At 65.6% G+C, this 19,565-nt stretch carries 18 protein-coding genes; 9 read left to right on the top strand and 9 right to left on the bottom strand.

Going from position 1 to position 19,565, the window contains the following annotated elements; translation table 11 throughout:
* Positions 1 to 4 precede the first annotated feature (4 nt).
* Complete coding sequence (locus NA12_RS04185; RefSeq protein WP_067446097.1) at positions 5 to 1,798, bottom strand: WXG100-like domain-containing protein; 1,794 nt, start codon at positions 1,796 to 1,798, stop codon at positions 5 to 7.
* Positions 1,799 to 2,030: 232 nt separating this feature from the next.
* On the opposite strand from NA12_RS04185, the gene NA12_RS04190 reads away from it, so the two are divergent.
* Positions 2,031 to 3,143, top strand: a complete 1,113-nt coding sequence (locus NA12_RS04190; RefSeq protein ID WP_067446099.1) for a hypothetical protein — start codon at positions 2,031 to 2,033, stop codon at positions 3,141 to 3,143.
* Positions 3,144 to 3,334: 191 nt separating this feature from the next.
* Positions 3,335 to 4,279, top strand: coding sequence for an SMP-30/gluconolactonase/LRE family protein (locus NA12_RS04195; protein WP_243654900.1), 945 nt, complete (start codon positions 3,335 to 3,337; stop codon positions 4,277 to 4,279).
* Positions 4,280 to 4,309: 30 nt separating this feature from the next.
* On the opposite strand, the gene NA12_RS04200 is transcribed toward NA12_RS04195, so the two are convergent.
* Positions 4,310 to 4,981, bottom strand: coding sequence for a response regulator transcription factor (locus NA12_RS04200; RefSeq protein WP_067446102.1), 672 nt, complete (start codon positions 4,979 to 4,981; stop codon positions 4,310 to 4,312).
* A gap of 144 nt (positions 4,982 to 5,125) precedes the next feature.
* On the opposite strand from NA12_RS04200, the gene NA12_RS34080 reads away from it, so the two are divergent.
* The 3 genes from NA12_RS34080 to NA12_RS04210 all read left to right on the top strand — a co-directional run bounded on the left by NA12_RS34080 (position 5,126) and on the right by NA12_RS04210 (position 6,152).
* The gene (locus tag NA12_RS34080; protein ID WP_165914807.1) at positions 5,126 to 5,281 is read left to right on the top strand and encodes a DUF6131 family protein; all 156 of its coding nucleotides are present in this window, start codon (positions 5,126 to 5,128) and stop codon (positions 5,279 to 5,281) included.
* Between the two features lie 119 nt (positions 5,282 to 5,400).
* Positions 5,401 to 5,601, top strand: coding sequence for a CsbD family protein (locus NA12_RS04205; RefSeq protein WP_067446104.1), 201 nt, complete (start codon positions 5,401 to 5,403; stop codon positions 5,599 to 5,601).
* Between the two features lie 119 nt (positions 5,602 to 5,720).
* Positions 5,721 to 6,152, top strand: a complete 432-nt coding sequence (locus NA12_RS04210; protein WP_084472340.1) for a BLUF domain-containing protein — start codon at positions 5,721 to 5,723, stop codon at positions 6,150 to 6,152.
* On the opposite strand, the gene NA12_RS04215 is transcribed toward NA12_RS04210, so the two are convergent.
* Positions 6,149 to 6,658 (bottom strand): TetR family transcriptional regulator C-terminal domain-containing protein, encoded by a 510-nt coding sequence (locus tag NA12_RS04215; RefSeq protein WP_067446111.1) that lies wholly within the window; start codon positions 6,656 to 6,658, stop codon positions 6,149 to 6,151. The genes NA12_RS04210 and NA12_RS04215 overlap by 4 nt on opposite strands.
* A gap of 270 nt (positions 6,659 to 6,928) precedes the next feature.
* Positions 6,929 to 8,026, bottom strand: a complete 1,098-nt coding sequence (locus NA12_RS04220) for an MBL fold metallo-hydrolase (protein ID WP_067446112.1) — start codon at positions 8,024 to 8,026, stop codon at positions 6,929 to 6,931.
* A gap of 192 nt (positions 8,027 to 8,218) precedes the next feature.
* Here NA12_RS04220 and NA12_RS04225 point away from each other — a divergent pair, with 192 nt between their 5' ends.
* The 3 genes from NA12_RS04225 (at position 8,219) to NA12_RS04235 (ending at position 12,992) form a co-directional block, all read left to right on the top strand.
* Entirely contained in the window at positions 8,219 to 10,219 is a 2,001-nt protein-coding gene (locus NA12_RS04225) for a CocE/NonD family hydrolase (protein WP_243654901.1), read from the top strand.
* A 209-nt stretch (positions 10,220 to 10,428) separates the two neighbouring features.
* Complete coding sequence (locus NA12_RS04230) at positions 10,429 to 12,102, top strand: FAD-binding dehydrogenase (RefSeq protein WP_067446116.1); 1,674 nt, start codon at positions 10,429 to 10,431, stop codon at positions 12,100 to 12,102.
* Between the two features lie 2 nt (positions 12,103 to 12,104).
* Positions 12,105 to 12,992 (top strand): alpha/beta fold hydrolase, encoded by an 888-nt coding sequence (locus NA12_RS04235; protein WP_165914808.1) that lies wholly within the window; start codon positions 12,105 to 12,107, stop codon positions 12,990 to 12,992.
* Between the two features lie 230 nt (positions 12,993 to 13,222).
* Here the strand turns inward: NA12_RS04235 and NA12_RS34545 are convergent, their stop codons facing one another.
* Positions 13,223 to 13,351 carry a hypothetical protein gene (locus tag NA12_RS34545; protein WP_255284063.1) on the bottom strand — a complete coding sequence of 43 codons (129 nt, stop codon included), beginning with the start codon at positions 13,349 to 13,351 and terminating at the stop codon, positions 13,223 to 13,225.
* Between the two features lie 313 nt (positions 13,352 to 13,664).
* On the opposite strand from NA12_RS34545, the gene NA12_RS04240 reads away from it, so the two are divergent.
* On the top strand, positions 13,665 to 14,603 hold the full coding sequence (locus NA12_RS04240; RefSeq protein ID WP_084472451.1) for an undecaprenyl-diphosphate phosphatase: 939 nt from the start codon (positions 13,665 to 13,667) through the stop codon (positions 14,601 to 14,603).
* 301 nt (positions 14,604 to 14,904) lie between these two features.
* Here the strand turns inward: NA12_RS04240 and NA12_RS04245 are convergent, their stop codons facing one another.
* The 4 genes from NA12_RS04245 to NA12_RS04260 all read right to left on the bottom strand — a co-directional run bounded on the left by NA12_RS04245 (position 14,905) and on the right by NA12_RS04260 (position 19,539).
* The gene (locus NA12_RS04245; protein ID WP_084472343.1) at positions 14,905 to 16,242 is read right to left on the bottom strand and encodes an oxygenase MpaB family protein; all 1,338 of its coding nucleotides are present in this window, start codon (positions 16,240 to 16,242) and stop codon (positions 14,905 to 14,907) included.
* 887 nt (positions 16,243 to 17,129) lie between these two features.
* Positions 17,130 to 17,771, bottom strand: a complete 642-nt coding sequence (locus tag NA12_RS04250) for a TetR/AcrR family transcriptional regulator (RefSeq protein WP_084472344.1) — start codon at positions 17,769 to 17,771, stop codon at positions 17,130 to 17,132.
* A 149-nt stretch (positions 17,772 to 17,920) separates the two neighbouring features.
* Complete coding sequence (locus NA12_RS04255; protein ID WP_067446122.1) at positions 17,921 to 18,760, bottom strand: SDR family NAD(P)-dependent oxidoreductase; 840 nt, start codon at positions 18,758 to 18,760, stop codon at positions 17,921 to 17,923.
* Positions 18,757 to 19,539, bottom strand: coding sequence for an SDR family NAD(P)-dependent oxidoreductase (locus tag NA12_RS04260; protein ID WP_067446123.1), 783 nt, complete (start codon positions 19,537 to 19,539; stop codon positions 18,757 to 18,759). Before NA12_RS04260 ends, NA12_RS04255 begins: the two co-directional genes overlap by 4 nt.
* Between the last annotated feature and the right edge of the window lie 26 nt (positions 19,540 to 19,565).

Below are 19,565 nucleotides of genomic sequence, written 5' to 3' on the forward strand. Positions count from 1 at the left end.
GGGTCTACAGGGTGAAGGGAACATCGACGTCCGCCTCGACCGGCGCGGGATCCACGCTCGCCCAGTCGCTCGGCCGCGAAGCGCCCGCGGGGGGCGGCTCGTAGGGCCCGGGCAGCGGCTCGACCGATGGCACCAGCTTCGGGCGAGGCTTACCGCGTAGGTCTTTGCCCTCACCCAGGAACGGTTCGTCGGGCCCGGCCCGGTGTTGACCGGCACCGTCCGGGGTTGGCGGCCGACTGTCGATCGGGGTAGGTGGTTCGCCGCCGACCGGGGGCGGCAGCTGCCCACCCCCGACCAATCCGGTGTTGCCGTGCGGCGGCTGTCCGGTCGGGCCCCAGCCGTCCACCGACGACTCGAACGAGGTCGGTGGCCTGCCGGTGACAGCGCCGGGTTGGCTGGCAGCCGTCACGAAGCTGGGGGTCGATCCCGCGTGCGATCCCGCGACCGTGCTGGCCGCGTCGTGATACACCGTCTCCGGTGTGCCCGGGCGAGAGGCGGGCCCGCTCGACGCATCGTGATACACCGACTCGGGTGTGCCCGGGCGTGGAGGGTGCCCACTCGCTCCGTCCCCGCGCACGGAGGATCCCGAACTCGAGCCACCGGAAGACGAACCACCGTCGCCGCGACCGGAATACGTCCCGGCCACACTGCCACCGCTGAACTCCGAACCGGGACGCGGCGGGGCGACGCCGGCGCCGGACGAGGAGCTGGTGGACGATCCATCGGTGACCGGCGGAGCGGCGGTACCGCCTGCCGCGGGTTTCGGCATCCACACATAGGAACGAATGTCTCCGCGCCCCGGGGGTATCGGGGTTCCCAGGGCGAATCCGCCCCGCGCCCCGCCGAGGGCGGCGCCGCGCGCGATGCCGCCGGTCCAGCCCGCACCGGAGGCGAAAGACGACCAATCGCCGGTAGCCGCACCCACCGCCAGGTTGCCGAACGCGGTACCGACACCACCGGACACACCGCCGATCACGACGCCGCGGCCCACGCGCCCCGCCACGTTGTTCAGGTGCTTGCCCGCGACATTGTCGATGCCCTTGCCGAGGTAGCGACCGGCCTCACGGCCGGGAATCATTCCGGCGACGCCGGCGAGGACCGACAGCCCGAACTCGCGCCCGTTGAAATGTCGGCGCTTACCATCCAGGATCTGGCCGACCTGCACCCCGCCGTTGATCGCGCCGACGATGGCCGTGGCCTCGATCGCCCGCGCACCATAGACGCCGTAGCCCTTGGCGGTAGGCAGTACCGGCTTGAGCCGCACCGCCTGGGACCAGAAGTGTCGTTTCACTGTCGGGGCGCCGAGTCTGGCGGCGATCGACGTGATGATCTTCTGCACGAAATCCTCGAACACCTTGAGAAAAGACCGGGTCGTGGTGATCGCGGCCGCCTCGACCGCGGGCGCGGTCGGCGGAAACACCCATGCCCACAGGATTTCCAGCGCCAGCCAGACCAGGGTCACGATGACGGTGATCTTGGTCGCCTGGATTTCGGTGCCCATGTCGAACGCGCTGTCGGAGATCGTTCGCATCAGCTCGGCCAGCGCCTCCACAGACTGATCCCCGGTGCGCAGGATGTCATAGCGGCTGCCCATCGCGACGCCGCCTTCGCCTTGCGGATAGGCCGCCACGGTGGTCGCCTTGGCCTCGTCGATGCCCGCGAGCAGCGCCTCGATCTCCGCGCTCGCCGTCTTCCATGCCTGCGCGACAGCCCAGCACGCGTCCTCGTCGCCCTCCGGCCATGCCGTGCCTGCGACCCAGGCCAGCCACTTCAGTCCGTCCGGCATGATGAGCGTCACGACTGCTCCGCGCGGCGACGGAGCACTCTTGGTTCGCTCGGCAAACCGGTCCTCCTCGGCGTTGATGTCCTCGGATTAGACCTCGAGAAGTTGAACCCGCAGCGACCTGAAAGCGAATTCTGCTCGTGCACAGCATGTGTCGGCTATCCGTGAACGAAAGTTACGTTTCGCCAACACTGTTCGTTTCCCGCCGGGTGGTAACCTGCGCCGCGATCGAGGAGGTGCCCATACCGTGACCGCAACCGAGGATCAGACCGAGGCCGGACCGCCGCCACCAGATGCGGCGAGTCGTCGTATCGCCGACCTGCTGATCGGACTCGGGCCGAGGCCCTGCGGGGGAATTCACGCGATCTTCGTGCTGACGGTAGCCGCTGAACTGGCCTCGATCGTCGCTACCGACGAGCAGCGCCAGCAGGTCCAGATCTTGGCGTCGGAGGAGATCATGGATCTGGTTCGCGTCCATCGGGAAGCATCGGCGGTCCGGGCCGACGGCCCCTGGTGGCGCTACCTGCTCGTGGTCTCGGAATCAGGCGAGGTGCGAACGGACTACGACTTCGGCGAGCAACCGTTTCCCGACGAACACCTTTTCCCCGCCGAGGTCTATCGAGCCGATCTCGAGGCCTTCCCCCGACCCCGACTGCCCGTGTGGCTCGCCGCCCATATCGGGCACGCCGACAGGCAGTCACGCCCCGCCGACATGGCGGCGAGCGCCGAGCAGGTCGCGGCATCCGTGACCGACGAGCTACCCGCGCTGCCGTTGCTGGCTGCACGATGGGCGGTGCTGTCGGCGGCCTTCGTCGCGGTCGGCTCACCGTGGGGGCCACGGGTGCTACCCGCGCTCGGCTTGTTCGAGGGGATCGAGCGCAGCGGCTCTTCGCTCTGGATCATGCCCGGTGACCGCGCCGTCCTGTCCGGCGGAGTGTGGAACGATCCCGTTCTCGACGCCGTCTACAACAGCGAAGCGCCGATGCCGGACCTCTACGCGGGCGCGCCGGCGTGGGTCGCGAATGCGACGCTGAACCCGCGCGCGGGCATCGGCCTGCTGTCCTTCTGCTATTGGTGGGACGACGGCCGGTGGTATCGCGCGCCCGGGCACGCCGCCGGCGATATCGCCGCGGCTGTACCCGGTATCTGGAGCGAGGAGAGTGCCGCGGCCATCGTGGCCGCGCTGATGGCGGACGAACCTGACGCCCACACCCGTGAGGCTGCGCTCGGGCTGGTCCGCGCTGCCGATCGAGGGGAGGTCGGCCGTGGCTTACTCGCCTCGATTTTCGGCGAGGGCGCCATCGACGACGCGTACCTCCAATTGACCATGGCCGGTGTATCCACACCGCGCTCACCATAAAAATGCCCATCGGGTCGCGATAGTTCCGGCTCCCCGATCGCGTGGCGATCGGTAGCCCGTGGGTCGCACGAATACAATCGGCGCCGTGCAACCATCCTTGTCCCCGGCACATGTGACCGAAGTCGGTGCGCGGGTCGACAAGTCGGTTCACGCATCGGTCCGATGAGCCACCCGACATAGCGAGGTACCGAGTGCAGGCCCTACGCCGAATTGTCCTCCCCATCACAGCAGCGGCGTTCGTTGCCGCTACCGCCATCGGCGCACCGAACGTGCACGCTGCCGCCGACTGCCCGGGCGCCGGTCAGTCGGCGGTGCAGGTCGGTGCTGTGTCGGGCGCCGTGGAAGGTCTCACCGTCGATGCGCGGGGCCGCGCGTACGCCACAGACCTCGTGAGCGGACACATCGTGCGGATCGACGCCCCCGGCGCCCCCGCGGTAGTCATCGCCACCGTGCCCAGCGGCGGCGCCGGTGCGCTCGCCTGGACCCGAGACGGCAAACTGCTGGTCGGTTACGGCGCGGACGCCCGGGTCGTCATCGGCGACCTGGCCCGCACGGCGGGCATCATCGAGGTCGACCCCGACACCGGTGCGGTGACGCCGTTCGCCTCGGGCCTCAGCGCCGCCAACGGCATGGACGTCGCGGCCGACGGAACCGTCTACGCCACCAACGACTTCGGCAACCTCGTCGGCCGCGTCAGCCCGAACGGCGCCGTGCAGGCGGACTGGGCGAGCTTGCCCAGCGCCAACGGTGCCGTGCTCGACGCCGACGACGAATACCTCTATGTTTCACGCACTTTCGTCAACCCCGGGGTCAGCCGGATACCCACCGCAAATCCCGGCGCGCCACAATCGCTGCTCGACCTGTCCGGCGCCGACACCCTCGGTACACCCGACGGGCTGACCTTGGACTCGCAGAATCGACCCGTCGTCCCCTTCAACCTCTCCGGGCGCGTAGTCCGCATCGACTCCCCCGGCCAGTACTGCGTCCTCGGCACCGCGGCCCCGTCGACCAGCGTCCTCACCTACGGCCGCGGCACCACCGGCTTCTCCGCCGGCCGCCTATTCGCCGCCACCTTCACCGGCGCGATCTACGAAATACCGGGTGGCTTCGACTCCACTGCGCGAACCGCGCCCTGATAGCCGGGTGTACCTTGTCCTGTCGAGCGATCAGTTGGTGTCGGAGGCGGATTCCTCGGGGGAGGGGTCGGTGATGCGCTGTCGATCGGGGCGGAAGCCGTGTTCGACTCCCCAGAGCACGGCCTGTGAGCGGCTGGTCACGCCGATGCGCCGGTAACAGTTACGGATGTAGGTCTTGACCGAATTGATCGACAGGTGCGCCCGGTCGGCGATGTCGGCGTTGCTCAGTCCCTGGGTGATCAATGCCAAGACCTCGGCTTCACGTTGGGTCAGCCCTTCCTCGCGCCCGGGCCAATCGCCACCGATGACCTTGGTAGTGCTCGACGCACCACCGTGCACAGCTTGTCCACCCCGGTGTATCGCTTCGATAGCGGCGACCAGTTGCCCGGCGGGCAAGCCCTTACTCACGTAGCCGTGGGCCCCGTTGGCCAAGGCCGCCGCCACCAGTGAGTCCTCCAAATTCCACGAGTAGACGACGACCTTGTCGACCACCGGGTTCATCGAGAGCTTGCGCACCTGGTCCCGATCGCCCTGGGGATTGGCGAACGAGTCGTAGAGGGCGATGTCCACGCGGTGGCTGACGGGTGTGTTGGCATTCAGTTCCACGATTTCGATGCGCTCGTGGTAACTGCGCAGCATCGCGGCCAAGCCTCGAACCACGACCTCGTAGTCATCCAGCAATGCCAGCCGTATGGGACGCATAACGTCAGCTTACAGACGGTGAATACACCCTTAGGGGTGAAGACAGACGCCCTGGGGGTGAATAGCCTTTTGATGTCGTGACATGTCGAGAATGGGCGCACACCGTGTGCCTATCGTCGCGCTATCAGTGGAAAGGAAGTCGTAGTGATCACCCTGGGAGTCATCCTGCTGATCCTCGGTCTGCTCGTGGGCATCCCGATCCTGTGGTACGTAGGCGTCGTGCTGGTGGTGGTCGGTGCGATTCTGGCCTTGGTAGGAAGTTCCGGGCGCGTCGTGGGCGGCCGCAAACATTGGTACTGACCATGGCTGCCGACTCAGACCATCACCGAAGACACGACACGGCGGGTTGGACCTCGTGGCGCGACCCGGTCCGCCTCGGGGAAACCATCGATCCGACACCACCACAAGGAGAAACCGAAATGGGTGTGCACGACAAGTTCGAGAACAAGGCCGAGGAACTCGAGGGCCGCGCGAAGGAAGCCGCCGGTGCGGTGACCGGAGACGACGAACTGAAGAACGAGGGCAAAGCCGATCAGGCGTCCTCCGCCCTGAAGCAGGGCAGCGAGAAGATCAAGGACAAGGCCAACGAGGTCGTCGGCAAGATCGTCGGCAACGACTGAAAGTCCACCCGAGGCGGCCTCCGACGATCCACCCGGAGGCCGCCTCCTTGTGCGCGGAGCCGAGTTCTGCAGCTGTGCTCTGGAATTCGCCCTGGTCGACAGACAGCCGAAGTGAGCCCATGCCAGAGAACTCCATGCCCTATACGCTCATCTACTCCAGCACGGCCAGCTTCGTCCTGGACGACGAGGAGATTTCCGTCTTACTGGACCATGCCCGCGAACTCAACGCGGCCAACGATGTCACGGGCCTGCTCGTCTACGTGCGCTTCGACGATGATCGCGCAGCATTCGTGCAAGTCCTGGAGGGCGATGAGAACGCGGTCGAGCAAACCTACGCCCGAATCCAGCGCGATGAACTCCACACCGATCTGCTCGTACTGGTTCGCGCTGCGATCCCACAGCGCCGTTTTTCCCAGTGGTCGATGAAATTCGTTCGTATGAATCAGGCCGTCTTGCAGCAGGTGTTCTCAGGATCGATGCCTGCCGACGGGAGAAGCCCGCTTGCTGATCGCGCCGCGGCGGAGCGAGTGATCGCAGTCGGTGATGTCTAAGTCCTCGGCTCGACCAGTCCGAGCTGAGTGATCAATCGGGCAAGCCATGCGCGGGCTGCGGCTTGATCGTTGTCGAGTAACAACTGCACGGTGACGCCGTCGTAGGCAGCGATGACCGCGTGGGCCGCCTCGCCGATCGATCCGAAGCTCGCGGGCAGGTTGAACCGGCTCCGTGTCAGCTTGTCCTCGAGTGCGGCGCGCAGCTGCGCGCGGTGGGTGATCAGCCGTGCCGCGGTCTCGGGTCGACGCGCGGCGTAAGTGAGGAAGTCGGTCTTCACCAGCAGCCAGTCCCGATCGAGCAGCAACGTGGCCGAAAGCCGATCTACGAACGTCGTCAGTTCCGTCGGGTCCGCTACCGCATCCAGCGCGGCCCGCACCTGGTCGGTGATCAGCGTTGCGCGCTGGTCGTAGAGGACGAAGAACAGCTCCTCGAGGCTGGCGAACTGAGAGTAGAACGCGCCGCGCGTGTATCCCGCCGCACCGCAGACGTCCTCGATACGGACCAATCCGAAGCCCTTGTCCGCGAATACCCTGAACGCGGCGTCAAGGAGACGCGCCCTCGTCTCGGCTCGACGCCGGGTTACCCGAGGCGGCTTATCGGCGTCCCCGACAGAACCGGCGAGCGACGTGGGTAGCGCGGATGGACGGGGACTCACACTCCGACTGTATACCGGGCTTGTTCCAGCGCCTTCGGCCTGCTGCGCGGAGAACCCCAGCCCAATTGATGCTCGATGCCACCGACATCCTCATTGTGTCTCGAATGCTGCGGCCGTCGCTCAGAGCGGGAACGTCAGGGCGTCCGGTCGAAGATAGTCGCCGGGATCGGAGAGGAAGCGTAAGGTCGGGCGCCCCCGCGCGGGAATGCGTTCCAATTCGCCGCGCAAGGTGTGCTCGTAGGTGTCTCCACGCGCGGTGAAGCCGGGGAGCCAGTTGTCGTGATGGCTGGGTACGAACATCGCCGGTCTGATCGCCTCGATGTACTGGCGGACATCGCGTAAACCGTTGAGCGGCTGGTTGAAACCCTGGATGGCGCCCAGTTGCACGTCGCTGCCGGGCAGCGCTCTCAGAACGTCGAACACCTCGGGTGCTGCTTCTGTCAGCGGCCCGGCGGAGTCGTGCCAGGTGAGGGTGAAGGCACCCACCCGGAACTGGTAGAGCAGGCTGCCGCCTTCCTGGTCGGACAGCGAGGACCCGAGGGCGACGAGATCACACAGTTGCGGCGGGTTCGCGATCGAATCACGAAGGTCGGGCACCGGAAAGAACGGCGCGGAACCCTCGGCGCTGCGGTCGGGAGGTTTCGGTCCCGAATGCACATGGCGGACCGCGGTCACCTCGACCGAGCCGATCGTGTGGCGATAGGTCTGGCCGGGCGCCGAGGTCGCGTCACCGAGGACTACGGTGCGCAAGGCTGTCGCTCCGGCCTGGCGTTGCGCCTGGGCACAGTGCTCGGCGGTGCCGAACAGCGCCGCGCCGGAGGCCTGCGCCAACGCGGCCGCGTCACCGGCATGGTCGAAATGGCCGTGCCCGAGGAAGATCGCCTCCGGGCGCAGCTCGCCTACCTGCGCCACAGTGGTCGGGACGTATCCGCTGTGGGCTCCGCGGGGAACCCAAGCGTCGAGCAGGACCACGGTGCCACCCAGCGCCGCGGCGAAACTCGTGCAGCCGAACCAGGACAGGATCACCCGATCCGCGCGCACCGCGCCGGTCGCCGGATCGACGTTGGCAGCGCCGAAGAAGCGGGTGCGCGCGGCGATCATGCGCTCGCCGGAATCCGCGACGGCCCGTCCCGCTGTGGCGATCAGTCCGGCGCCGATCGCCCCGCCGAGGAGAGTGCGCCGGGTGAGGGAGCGTGGACTGTGCGTGAACTCTGACACGTGGGCATCCTGACAGCTATCGGAAACGGGCACCAGTTTCGGGCTCGGCTAGACCTCAACCCATCTGGATACATAAATGTATCCGATGTGTATTGTGGCTGAGGTCGCATTCGCTGATGAATGTGCGATACCCGATCGGGGAGTTCATTGAAGAGGGTCCTTCGACATCGGTCGATGAAGGTGTCGGCTGTCATGCTGGCCGCGGCTGTGGTCGCCGCGTTGGCATGGGTGCCCGCCACTGCGGCTCCCGACGGCGGTGCTGACGGAGCCCGCTGGCTGGCCGACTACGAAGCGCCGCCCAAATACCCTGACGTCCATATCGATTGGGACGTACCCCTCACCATGAGTGACGGCACGGTACTGAAGGCCAACGTCTACCGACCGGCGGACGCGCGCGGGCCGATCGCCGACAAGACGCCCACGATCGTCAACATCACCCCGTACACCAAGCTGTTTCAGATGCTGATCGACTCCGCCATCGCGATGCCGGTCCTCTATGACGCTCTCAACCGATTACTGACGCTGGCCGACTTCACGACGGTCGGGATGAGCGGGCTCTCCGATATGGGCCAGAACCTTCCCGCCGGAGTCGCGCGCATCTTCGCCGGTGTCGACCGCAAGCTGATCCAGAGCGGCTACTCCGTCGCGGTGGTCGACGCACGAGGTACAGGTTTCTCCCAGGGCGTCTGGGATGTGTTCGGCGAGCGCGAGCAACTCGACGCCGCCGAGATCGTCGACTGGGCGGGAAGTCAACCGTGGTCGACCGGCGATGTCGGGATGACCGGCACGTCCTACTGCGCGATCAACCAGCTACACGCCGCCCAGAAGGGCCCGACCGCGCTCAAAGCGATCTTCCCTATCGACGCAGGCAACGACCTTTCTCACGACATCATCAACACCGGTGGCGGATTCGGCGTGGGCTTCCTCGCCCCCTGGATCGCTTTTGTCAACACGAGCAAGGCGTTGCCCGATCTCATCTCGATGCTGACGGGAACGTTCGACTGGCGGTGGCTCGAGGATCGAGTGAACAACCCGTTCACCATGATCGATGCCCTACTCGGCTATTTCTTCAGCGCCACACCAGAACTGATGCCCCCAGCCACTCGAGATGTTCTGCAGTCGAGCAGCCCCAGACACAAGGCTTGGCTCGGCAGCGGCGTCGACAACATCACGGTGCCGACATTCATGGTGGGTAGCTGGTTCGACCTCTTCGCCTACTCCGAGGTCAAGGCGTTCGAACAGATACCGCTGTCCTCGGACAAGAAGAAGTTGATGATGGGTAACGGCTACCACATCACTCCGCTCTCGCGGCACGGCGAGCCAGGTACACCACCCCGCCTCGATGTCCTGCAGCGCGCCTGGTTCGACAAATGGCTCAAAGGCATCGACAACGGAATCGACCGGTATGACCCTTTCACCCTGTTCCAGCAGGGCGGAGGATGGACGGGCGGCGCCGCGTTCCCACGACCCGACGCCGTCCATCGCCGCCTCTACCTTTCCGGTGTCCCGAGCGATACGGCCCGCTTTCCTGTCGCCCATGACGGCAGCTTGACCGCCGAGCCGCCCACCGAGAGCCGACGACTCACCGTCGCCCCAGGGCTGGCCACGATTTGCTCGCGCGACTCGGCGCAGATCACCGCCGGGATCACGTCGGTATTCGATATCTGCGCCAAGGACAGCAGGGTGGCCGAAACCAGCGCGCTGACGTTCACCAGCCCGCCGGTCGATCAGCCGACCATCATCTCGGGTCCGATTGCGCTGCATTTGAACACGGTCCACGACACCACTGACGGATATTGGACCGCCACCGTGAACGACGTTGCCCCTGATGGCACCTCGACGGCGATCACGTCGGGTCAGCTCGTGTCCTCGATGCGCACGATCGATGAAGCCGAGTCGACCCGATCCGCCAATGGTGACTACACCGATCCATACCCAACACTTGCCATCGAGGACCGCCGGCCGGTCGTGTCCGGTGAGCCGACCGTGCTCGACATCAGCATGTGTGCCACCGATGCGATCCTGAAGCCGGGGCACCGACTGCGAGTAGATGTATTCGCGAGCAATTTTCCGCGCGGTGTTCCGTTCGGACCGACTTTCGTCGACAGCAGGCTCGCGCCTCAGCACCTCCAACTCGATCCGGACTCGCCGAGCTACGTCAACATTCCGGTCGGCGGCAGTACTCGCTGGTGAGACCACATCGGCCGTCGTTACCGAGAGGCATGCGAGACATAATGATACTCTAATGAATCCGATACTTTATAGTATTCATAGGGCAGAGCGGGGTCCGCGAGCAGCCGCCGTAGCCGAGAGACCCGTCGGCGACTGATCGAAGCCACGCGAGCCCGTCGGACCGATCTGTTCATCCTGCTCGTCGAGCACCACACCAGGGAGATCCGTTCATGACCGACACATTCGAGCCCGATGTCATCGTGGTCGGCGCGGGCCTGGCCGGCCTGGTCGCCACTCACGAGCTGGCCGCCGCGGGGCGCCGGGTGCTGGTACTCGACCAGGAGAACCGCGACAACCTGGGCGGGCAGGCGTTCTGGTCGCTCGGCGGCCTGTTCCTGGTCGACAGCCCCGAGCAACGCCGCATGGGCATCAACGATTCCTACGAACTCGCACTCCAGGATTGGCTGGGTTCGGCGGCTTTCGACCGCCTCGACAACGAGGACATCTGGCCGCGCCGGTGGGCGCAGGCGTATGTGCGTTTCGCGGCGACCGAGAAGCGTCGATACCTGCACGACCTCGGTCTGCGGTTCGTGCCGTTGGTGGGGTGGGCGGAGCGAGGCGCCGGGTCGGCCACCGGTCACGGCAACTCGGTGCCTCGGTTCCACCTCACCTGGGGAACCGGACCAGAGGTCGTTCGAGTGTTTCGCGAACCCGTCGAACGCGCCGAGCGGGCCGGGCTCGTCCGTTTCGCCTTTCGCCATCAGGTCGACGAGCTCCTGATCGAAGGCGAAGCCTGCGTCGGAGTTCGCGGCACCATCCTGGAAAGCAGCACCGCGGCACGTGGCGTCGCCTCGACGCGATCCGAGGCCGGATCATTCGAACACCGCGCACCGGCGGTCATCGTCACCTCCGGCGGTATCGGCCACAACCACGACCTGATTCGGAAGAACTGGCCCACCGATCGACTCGGCCCCGCGCCGAAGCACCTGATCTCGGGAGTCCCCGCGCATGTGGACGGACGGATGCTCGCGATCAGCGAGCAGGCCGGGGCGAGCATCGTCAATCGCGACCGCCTGTGGGCCTATACCGAAGGCATCCACAACTGGGATCCGATCTGGCCCGACCACGCGATCCGGATCATTCCCGGTCCGTCATCGCTGTGGTTCGACGCGACCGGACAGCGAATGCCCGCACCCCATTTCCCTGGTTTCGACAGCCTCGCCACGATGAAGCAGATCCTGGCAACCGGGCACGACTACTCCTGGTTCGTGCTCACCCAGACCATCATCGAAAAGGAGTTCGCGCTGTCGGGATCCGAACAGAACCCCGACATCACCGGAAAGAGCATCCGCCAGGTCCTCGGCAATCGTCTCGCCAAGGGCGCGCCGGGACCGGTAGAGAAGTTCAAGCAGAACGGACAGGACTTCGTGGTGGCCGATACCCTCGCCGAACTCGTCGAAGGGATGAACAAGTTGTCCCGAGGGCCGCGATTGGACGCCGCCGACATGGAACGCCAGATCATGGCCCGCGATCGCGAACTGGGCAATCCCTTCAGCAAAGACCTTCAGCTGATGGCGGTCGAGAACGCCCGCCGATCACGCAGCGACCGCCTGGCGCGGGTCGCCGCACCGCATCGCATTCTGGACCCGGCGCACGGACCGCTCATCGCGGTTCGCCTCAATATCCTGACCCGTAAAACCCTGGGCGGCCTCGAGACCGACCTCGACAGCCAGGTGATCCGCCCCGACGGCACACCACTGACAGGGCTCTACGCCGCCGGCGAGGTAGCGGGCTTCGGCGGCGGCGGCGTCCATGGGTACAACGCGCTCGAGGGCACGTTCCTGGGCGGATGTATCTTCTCCGGTCGCGCGGCCGGTCGCGCGCTCGCCCGACAATCGGTCTGAGCGTGCGCCGACTCGCTCTGCGGCGTCCATCTCACTCCCCCACGGCAGCACCGTCGCACAGCACCCTCCTGCTCGACACCGACTCGGGTCCCGTCAACGTCGGCATCGCCGGGCCCGAACACGCCTCGACGCTGGTGCTGCTGCACGGATTCGGGTCGTCGCTGCACTGGTGGAACGCCATAACACCATTGCTCGCCGACCGATTCCGCGTCATCAGCATGGACTTGCTCGGTCACGGCAAATCGGCGAAGCCTTCGACTGGTTACCATCCCAGCGACCATGCCCGCGCGGTCGCTCAGGTCACCGACCGGCTCGGAGTCGGCGAAGACATCACGGTGGTCGGGCACTCGATGGGCGCCGATGTCGCCATCGCCCTCGCGGAAGGCGCCACGCCGGTCCGCCGCGTGGTCGTCATCGGCGAGGGCCCCGACTACAGCACGTTCCTGCCGGGCAGGGCCACGAGACTGCTGCGCGTGCCGGTACTCGGTCACGCGCTACGCCGACACCCACCCGCGCCGGCGGTCCGGCTCGGTTACTCCCGCGCGTTCGCACCAGGATTCGGTCAGCGCACCGCTTTCGCGGACCCTGATCAAATTCTCCACGACGACCGAGCGGTGCAGTTCACCGCGTTTCGCCACTGCCAGCTCGGGAAGGAGGCATACACCCGAACCTGCCCCCTCGACCATCGCATCCGCGTGCTCGATGTGCCGACGCTGGTGATCTTCGGGGCACGCGACCGCATGTGGAATGCGGAGATCTCGGTTCGCCGCTACCGCGCGGTCCCCGGTGTACGGGTCGAGGTCATCGACCGAGCAGGTCATTCACCCCAGCTGGAAACCCCCGGCCAGGTCGCGCGACTGATCGCAGAATTCGCCGGCGCTGACCGGTAGATACGGTCCGGCGCTCGCCCACCGCCACGGTCGTGAACGCTTTGTCGAGCAACGGTTTACGAGGGGCGGTGCCCGAGCCGATTCATGCCTCGTGCGCTGCCATCACGGTCGGGGACGCAGTGCGTAGCCGGGCACGAGTTGGTCGGTCAGCGGCAGCGGTGCCCGGCCGTCGTGTGGCCCCGGTTCCCGAAATGGGGGTGCCGGGGCCACGCTCGCCCGCGAGTTCGTTGTCAGTTGGCGAGCACGATCACCTTGGTCGTCGCGGCGGTGTTGGATACCTTGATGTACGGCTTGTCAGTTTTCGAGCCCGGCGAGAACACCACCGAGGTCACCCCGGACTTACATTCGTTCTGGCTCACCCGCGATCCGGCACAGACCGCATGGCTGTGCGATTTCTGTAGAGCGCGAGGGCCGCTCGCGCGCCGACAGCAGCTCCCACGGTGAGGGCAAAACCGCCATACACCACCATGAAGACCGTCCGGCCATTCCGCACGCGCTTCGACCAAGATCTCCAGGTGTTCGTAGGCCGTCTTTCTGCTGGTGCGCGAGAGAAACCAGCGCGCGATGAACACCGAGATCACGAAAGTCGCTGCGGGATAGATGATTCAGACAATTCAGACCGGCATGGGGCCGTTCCGGCGACCCCGCCGCGCCCATGCGAAACTCGTCGCGATGCTGACCTACTTCCAAGCGACCGTCATCGGTGCCGTGCAGGGTGTCACCGAACTGTTCCCGATCTCCAGTCTCGGACATTCGGTACTGGTAGCGGCCTGGCTCGGCGGCGATTGGCAGGATCTGGTGACAGAGAGCGAATCTACAACGCGCACACCATATTTGGCATTCGTGGTGGCCCTGCATGTCGGGACCGCGGTGGCGCTGCTCGCACACTACCGGCGCGACTGGATCGCCATCGTGACCGGTCTGCTCAGCACCGTACGGACCGGCAGACTCGACACGGTCTCGCAGCGGCTGGCGATCCTGATCCTCATCGCGACCGTCCCCGTCGCCATCCTCGGTCCGCTGCTCCAGCATCCCCTGCACGTCCTCTTCGCCGCGCCGCTGTGCGCCGCGACCTTCCTGGTGTGCAACGGCGTCGCGCTGATCATCGGCGAGGGGCTACGCCGACGCAACGAACCGTCGCTCGCGGAATACGGGAGGCGCTTCGCCCTACAGCAGCACCGCACCGGTATCCACACCGCGGCCGTGCCGCCGCGACGTCAGTCCGACCGGCCGCTCGCCGCCCTCGGCTTCGGCGACGCCCTCGGGATCGGCGCGGCCCAGGTCGGCGCGCTGCTGACCGGATTCAGCCGGGCAGGTCTGACCATCGTCGGCGGTCTGTGGCGCGGCCTCGAACACGAACACGCCGCCAAATTCGCGTTCCTGCTGGCCACTCCGGCGATCCTGGGCGCGGGGATACTGCAGATTCCGGAACTGATCGGCCCGGAGACCGCCGGTATCAGGGGGCCGGTGCTGGTCGGGGCCGTGGTCTCCGGACTGTCGTCGTGGCTGGCGGTGCGGTTCCTGGAGCGATACTTCCAGACCCGCACGCTGCTGCCGTTCGCCGTGTATTGCGTTGTCGTCGGCATCTTCTCGATCATCCGATTCGCCTGACTCCCCGCCGTCATTTTCCCAGGACCGACCCAGCTAGACGTGATCTTGTCGACTTTCTTTGTCTATATTTTTGTTCCTCCTCGAGGCGGTCGACGATGTTGCCGATTCGGACGAAATCCGCGCATGACTCACAGTTCGCTACAAAGGATGCATTGGTCGAACAGGTGTACCACCACCTATCTCACCAGAAAGGCGCTCCTCGAACTGCTGATTCAACCTCGGAAAAGTCGAACCATCCGATATCAGAGCGCCTTTCGCCACAAGAAAACAACAACAGATCAATTGGCGTGAATCGGCGAGGCTAGCTGTGAGGCGTCGTCGTCGCGGGTGCTGTCGTAGTGGGCGGTGTCGGAGTCGTCGTAGCGTAGGGGGTGGTGGTGACGGGCGGTGTGCCGGTGATCGACGGGTTGTTCGTGGTGGGGATCGGGAGTTCCAGTTTCAGGCCGCCGTTATTGAGGTACAACAGCGCGGCTACCTTGATGAACTCGGTCAATTGGAAGTAGATCGCGTCGACACCAGGGACGATCTTGCCGAATTGGTAGAGCTGGACGAACGGCCCCCACAGCGTCGCGAAGATACCGTCCCAGATCCCGTCGGTCTTCAGATTGAGCCATTTGGCGACCTGGTTACCGAGCACGAACTTGGTGAACGAGGCGAGCATCGGCTTGGTGATGAAACTGGTAGCAGCCAGTACCGGCCCGATGGTGAGGAGGTGGTCGGCGATCTTGGTGCCCTCGGGCGAGGGCCCCAGAGCCGGGTCCAGCACCAGCTTGGACTGAGCGTTCGCGGAGTCCCATGTCGCGGGGATGTACTGATCCTGTACGCCGAGCAGGTGTGCGGTCACCTGCCACGAGTGCAGGAGGCCGGCCGAGTGGGCGTCGGTTATGGGCACCTTCCAGGCCTTCAGCTTCTGCATGATGGTAGTCGGCAGGCTGTGCCAGGTAACCAGGATGTCGTTCTGACTGATCGGAATCTTGGGCGACTCGGTTGCCACCTGCAGCCACGGCGCCGATCTGGGCAGCAGGTGCCGCACCGCCGCGTGCACCATGCGCGTCTTGACGCAGGTCACGATCAGATGACCGTTGGGCCCGAACGGCTGCTGGGCCATGAGGTCGTAGCCGAGCTTGGCGGTCTTGGCGATGCGATCCTGGAGATCAGCGCCGCCCTTGGAGTAGTACACGGCGCGTGACTCGTGCGGGATCACGGTCGCCAACAGACCGGCCCCGAACCCGTAGGCGGTGCCGATGAACGGCCCCTGCTTGGCGTTGAAGTCGTCCGCCGCAGTCAGTTTCGACTGATCGGTCCAGGCCGGCAGCTGGCGCGCCTGCTCGATGAAGGCGGTCAGATTCGGGGGAAGGCCCGACGGCGTGGGCTGATTGTTCGTGGTCCAGGTAGCCAGTATCTTGTTGATCGCGGGCACCTGGCCGCTCTCGAGTATCTCGGCTATGACCTGGTCGGCTGCCGGATCCCACACGGTCATCGGATCGACCCCGTCGCCGGAGCCTGCGATCGAGCCGCTGGCCGACCAGTTCCACGCCTGCGCTCGTGGCGGGGCGGTGAACAACGACAGGGACAGCGCCCCGATCCCCGCCAGCACCCCGCCGGCCTTCAATGCGTCACGTCTGTTCAGGTTGTCCATCGACTCACGTCCTCAGAAATTGCAATGACAGCCGCTGCAGTGATGAGCAGAGGCAAGTGCCATATTTTTTATCATCGGGCGAGGCCGATCAGGACCACGTCATTAGTACTCTGGGTCGATTCACATCGCCCCCATCCAATTCCGGTGTGCATCGTAGGAACCACCCCGTCTGTTCTGTTGCCGCATCAGATCTTGATGAAAATTGGCCCCATGCCGGGCATCTATGAGGTCTATATTGCGTTGGATGCGTGAAACATGCACTAGGAGAAAGGTTCGGGGTGGATCAGGACAGTCAGGTCGTGTGGTGTTTCACAGAACGTGCGTTCACTTCGACCAGAATCGCCATCGATTGGGAGCGCGGGTTCGACTGAAGTTCGGGTCCGAACACTTCGACGAATATTCGAACCGAGGCTTGGAGATCGAGATGATTCAGCTGCACGGCAATTCCTTTCAGGCAGCACTGCCACACTGTCTGATGAAGGAACTCGCTGAGAGCTAGCGAGAGGTTCCACCGCATTGCGATGGCGACCGGGGCTCACCCAAACCGGCCCGGTGGCGACCCGCTTGAGCCTCATCCAATCCACCCCGGCCACAGAGGGATTACACGTTGCAGCGGCCGCTACGCAACACTGCACCGGTCCCGACGATGCCAGCGCGTTCGGTCTGTGACCGTTTTGAGCGTGACCGGCCGATATTCAGGGTGATCTCCGGTGACGACAGAGGCCGTACTTTGGGGCCCGACGAGCTCTCCGCGGAGGCTACCGACCGCGCAGCACTGACTCAGCAGCGCCGCCTACCACGTCACCTCCCACAACCGAGACCAAGTTTCGCCCATGGCCCACGCCTACTGCATTCCACCAAAGAGTCAACGACCGAAGTTGATCACCTCAGCGGACGTCCGATTCCGGTGCCAGGTAGATCGCCCGTGACCAGATCGCGAGCAACGCCTCGATCCGCTGCGAGAGTTCGGGTGGTTCATCGAGGCAGGCCCGCTCGAGCGCGCCTTCGTTGAGTTCCAGCAACACCGACGCCAATGCCCGACTGTCGGGTTCGGCGTGGGCGAGGCCCGCTCTACGCTCCTCATCGATGAGGTCGGCGACCGGTTTCACAAAAGACTTCCGCGCGGAATCCCACAGACCCTTCACCGTCACGTTGCGTTGACGAGCCACGATCATGGCTCTGAAATAGTTGCGATGCTTGTACGCCACCGCGAACAGGTCCCGCAGCGTGCGTTCGAGTCGTTCGCGGGGCGCTCCGGTGCCGCTCATCAAGGTCTCGGCCGCGGCCACGACCTCCGCGTAGAACTCGGCGCCGAGCGCCGCCGCGCAGGCCGCCTTGTCCTCGAAGTAGAAATAGAAAGCCGAGCGGCTGACACCGGCGACGGAGGTGAGATCCGCGATGGTGATCTCGTCGAGGGTTCGCTCAGCCAGTTGATCGTCCAGCGCGCGCAGCAACGCGTCACGGCGCTGATCGCCGCGTTTCGGGGCGCGGCGATCCAGCACCTGCGACAAATGGTCAGCTTCACGCATGATCGACCGTCTTTCCAGTGCGCGCGATGCCTCCGGCGTACCTCCACATCGACATCCGTCGAGGATAGTTGATCGGTGTCGATGCGATCGGCCCGTCGCAGCCGGTCTACTCGGGCTCCCCGCTATCGCCACGCGCGGACCGGAACGGATCAGGTCACCGATGAAGAACTCGTCTGTCTCCGCACGAAGTCGATCAATCGGCGCTCGATGAACCTCGGAGCGATCCGACTGACGAACCAGCCGATTCTCGTCCGTCGTGGCACCACGAGCACGCCGTCGCCGCGGGCGACCGCTGCCAACACCTCCTCGGCCAAGCGCTCCGGAGAGTACGCGCGAGTGGAGTTCTCGGCGCCGAGAAAGAAGTCACGGCCTCGGAAGTCGCCGACTTTCCCGGTCTCGAGCAACGGCGTCTCCACCGCCGAAGGACAGACCACCGTGACGCCGACGCCGTACTGCGCGGCCTCCGAACGCAGCGCGTTGGACAGCCCGACTACGGCGAACTTCGTCGCCGAGTAACTGGTGAGGAGTCCGGAGGCCATCAGCCCGGCCGCCGACGCGGTATTGACGATATGCCCGCCGCGCGCCGCGATCATATGCGGATATGCCGCGTGCACCCCGTGCACGACGCCACGCAGGTTGATGTCGATGATCCGGTTCCATTGCTCCAGAGCCAGCAATTGCGTTCGACCGCCGATGACGATTCCGGCATTGTTGAACATGAAGTCGATGCGTCCCCTGGCGGCGACCACCGCCTCGACCAGATCCCGGACCGCGTCGGCATCGCAGACATCGAGGCGCACCGCGCTCGCCTTGTCCGGTCGCGCGATCGACTCGACCACGCGCTCGGCCGCCGCGAGATCGATGTCGGCACACCAGACTTCGGTTCCGGCCGCGACGAGGGCCCGGGTCAGCGCCGCGCCGATCCCGGACCCGCCGCCGGTCACGATGGCGGTCCTGCCGAGGAAACGGGCGCCGGTGGGTGACTTCACAGGAGTCCCGCGAAATGCGTCCGCAGCCGGGGGTAGCGCATCATGTGCGCGCCGCCGTTCATGTCGAGGACCTCCCCGGTGATCCAGGTCGCCCGGTCCGAACACAGGAAGACCACGGCATCGGCCACTTCCTCGGGCAGTCCCGCGCGCCCCAATGGGGTGTTGTCGAGGTAGTCCTCGGTCACGCCCGGAATCACCTGCATACCCTCGGTCAAGGGAGTGATGACCAATCCCGGCGCGACCGCGTTGACCCGCACGCCCCGCGACGCCAGTTCCAAGGCGGCGACCTGAGTGAGCATGGACAGGCCCGCCTTGGCCGAGCAGTAGGCCGCCAGTCCCTCGCCCGGCTGCCTCCCGTTCAGCGAGGTCAGCGAGACCAGCGCCCCGCCGTCCTCGACGACCCTGCCTCCGTGCTTCAACACGAGAAACGCGCCGACCAGGTTCACATCGATGACAGTGCGGAACTGCGCGACATCGTGGTCGACAACCGGCGACCAACCGCTCAGGCCGACGGTATTCACCACCACGTGCACCGCGCCTTCGCGTTCGCGCACCCCGGTGAACAGCGCTTCCACCCGCGCCTCGTCGGTCACATCGACGGCTTCGGAGTGGCCTCCGAATTCGGCCGCGACCGCCTGCGCCGCCGGGCCGTTGACATCCGCGACGGTCACCCGATACCCGTCCTCGTGCAGTGCGCCCGCGATGGCTTTGCCGATCCCCGACCCTCCCCCGACGACAACCGCTACTCGACTGTTGTTCACAGTGACTCCACTTCGCATCCATTCCTCGATCGGTCGGCGACCTG

The sequence above is a fragment of the Nocardia alba NBRC 108234 genome (genome assembly GCF_001612665.1).
GTDB lineage: Bacteria > Actinomycetota > Actinomycetes > Mycobacteriales > Mycobacteriaceae > Nocardia > Nocardia alba.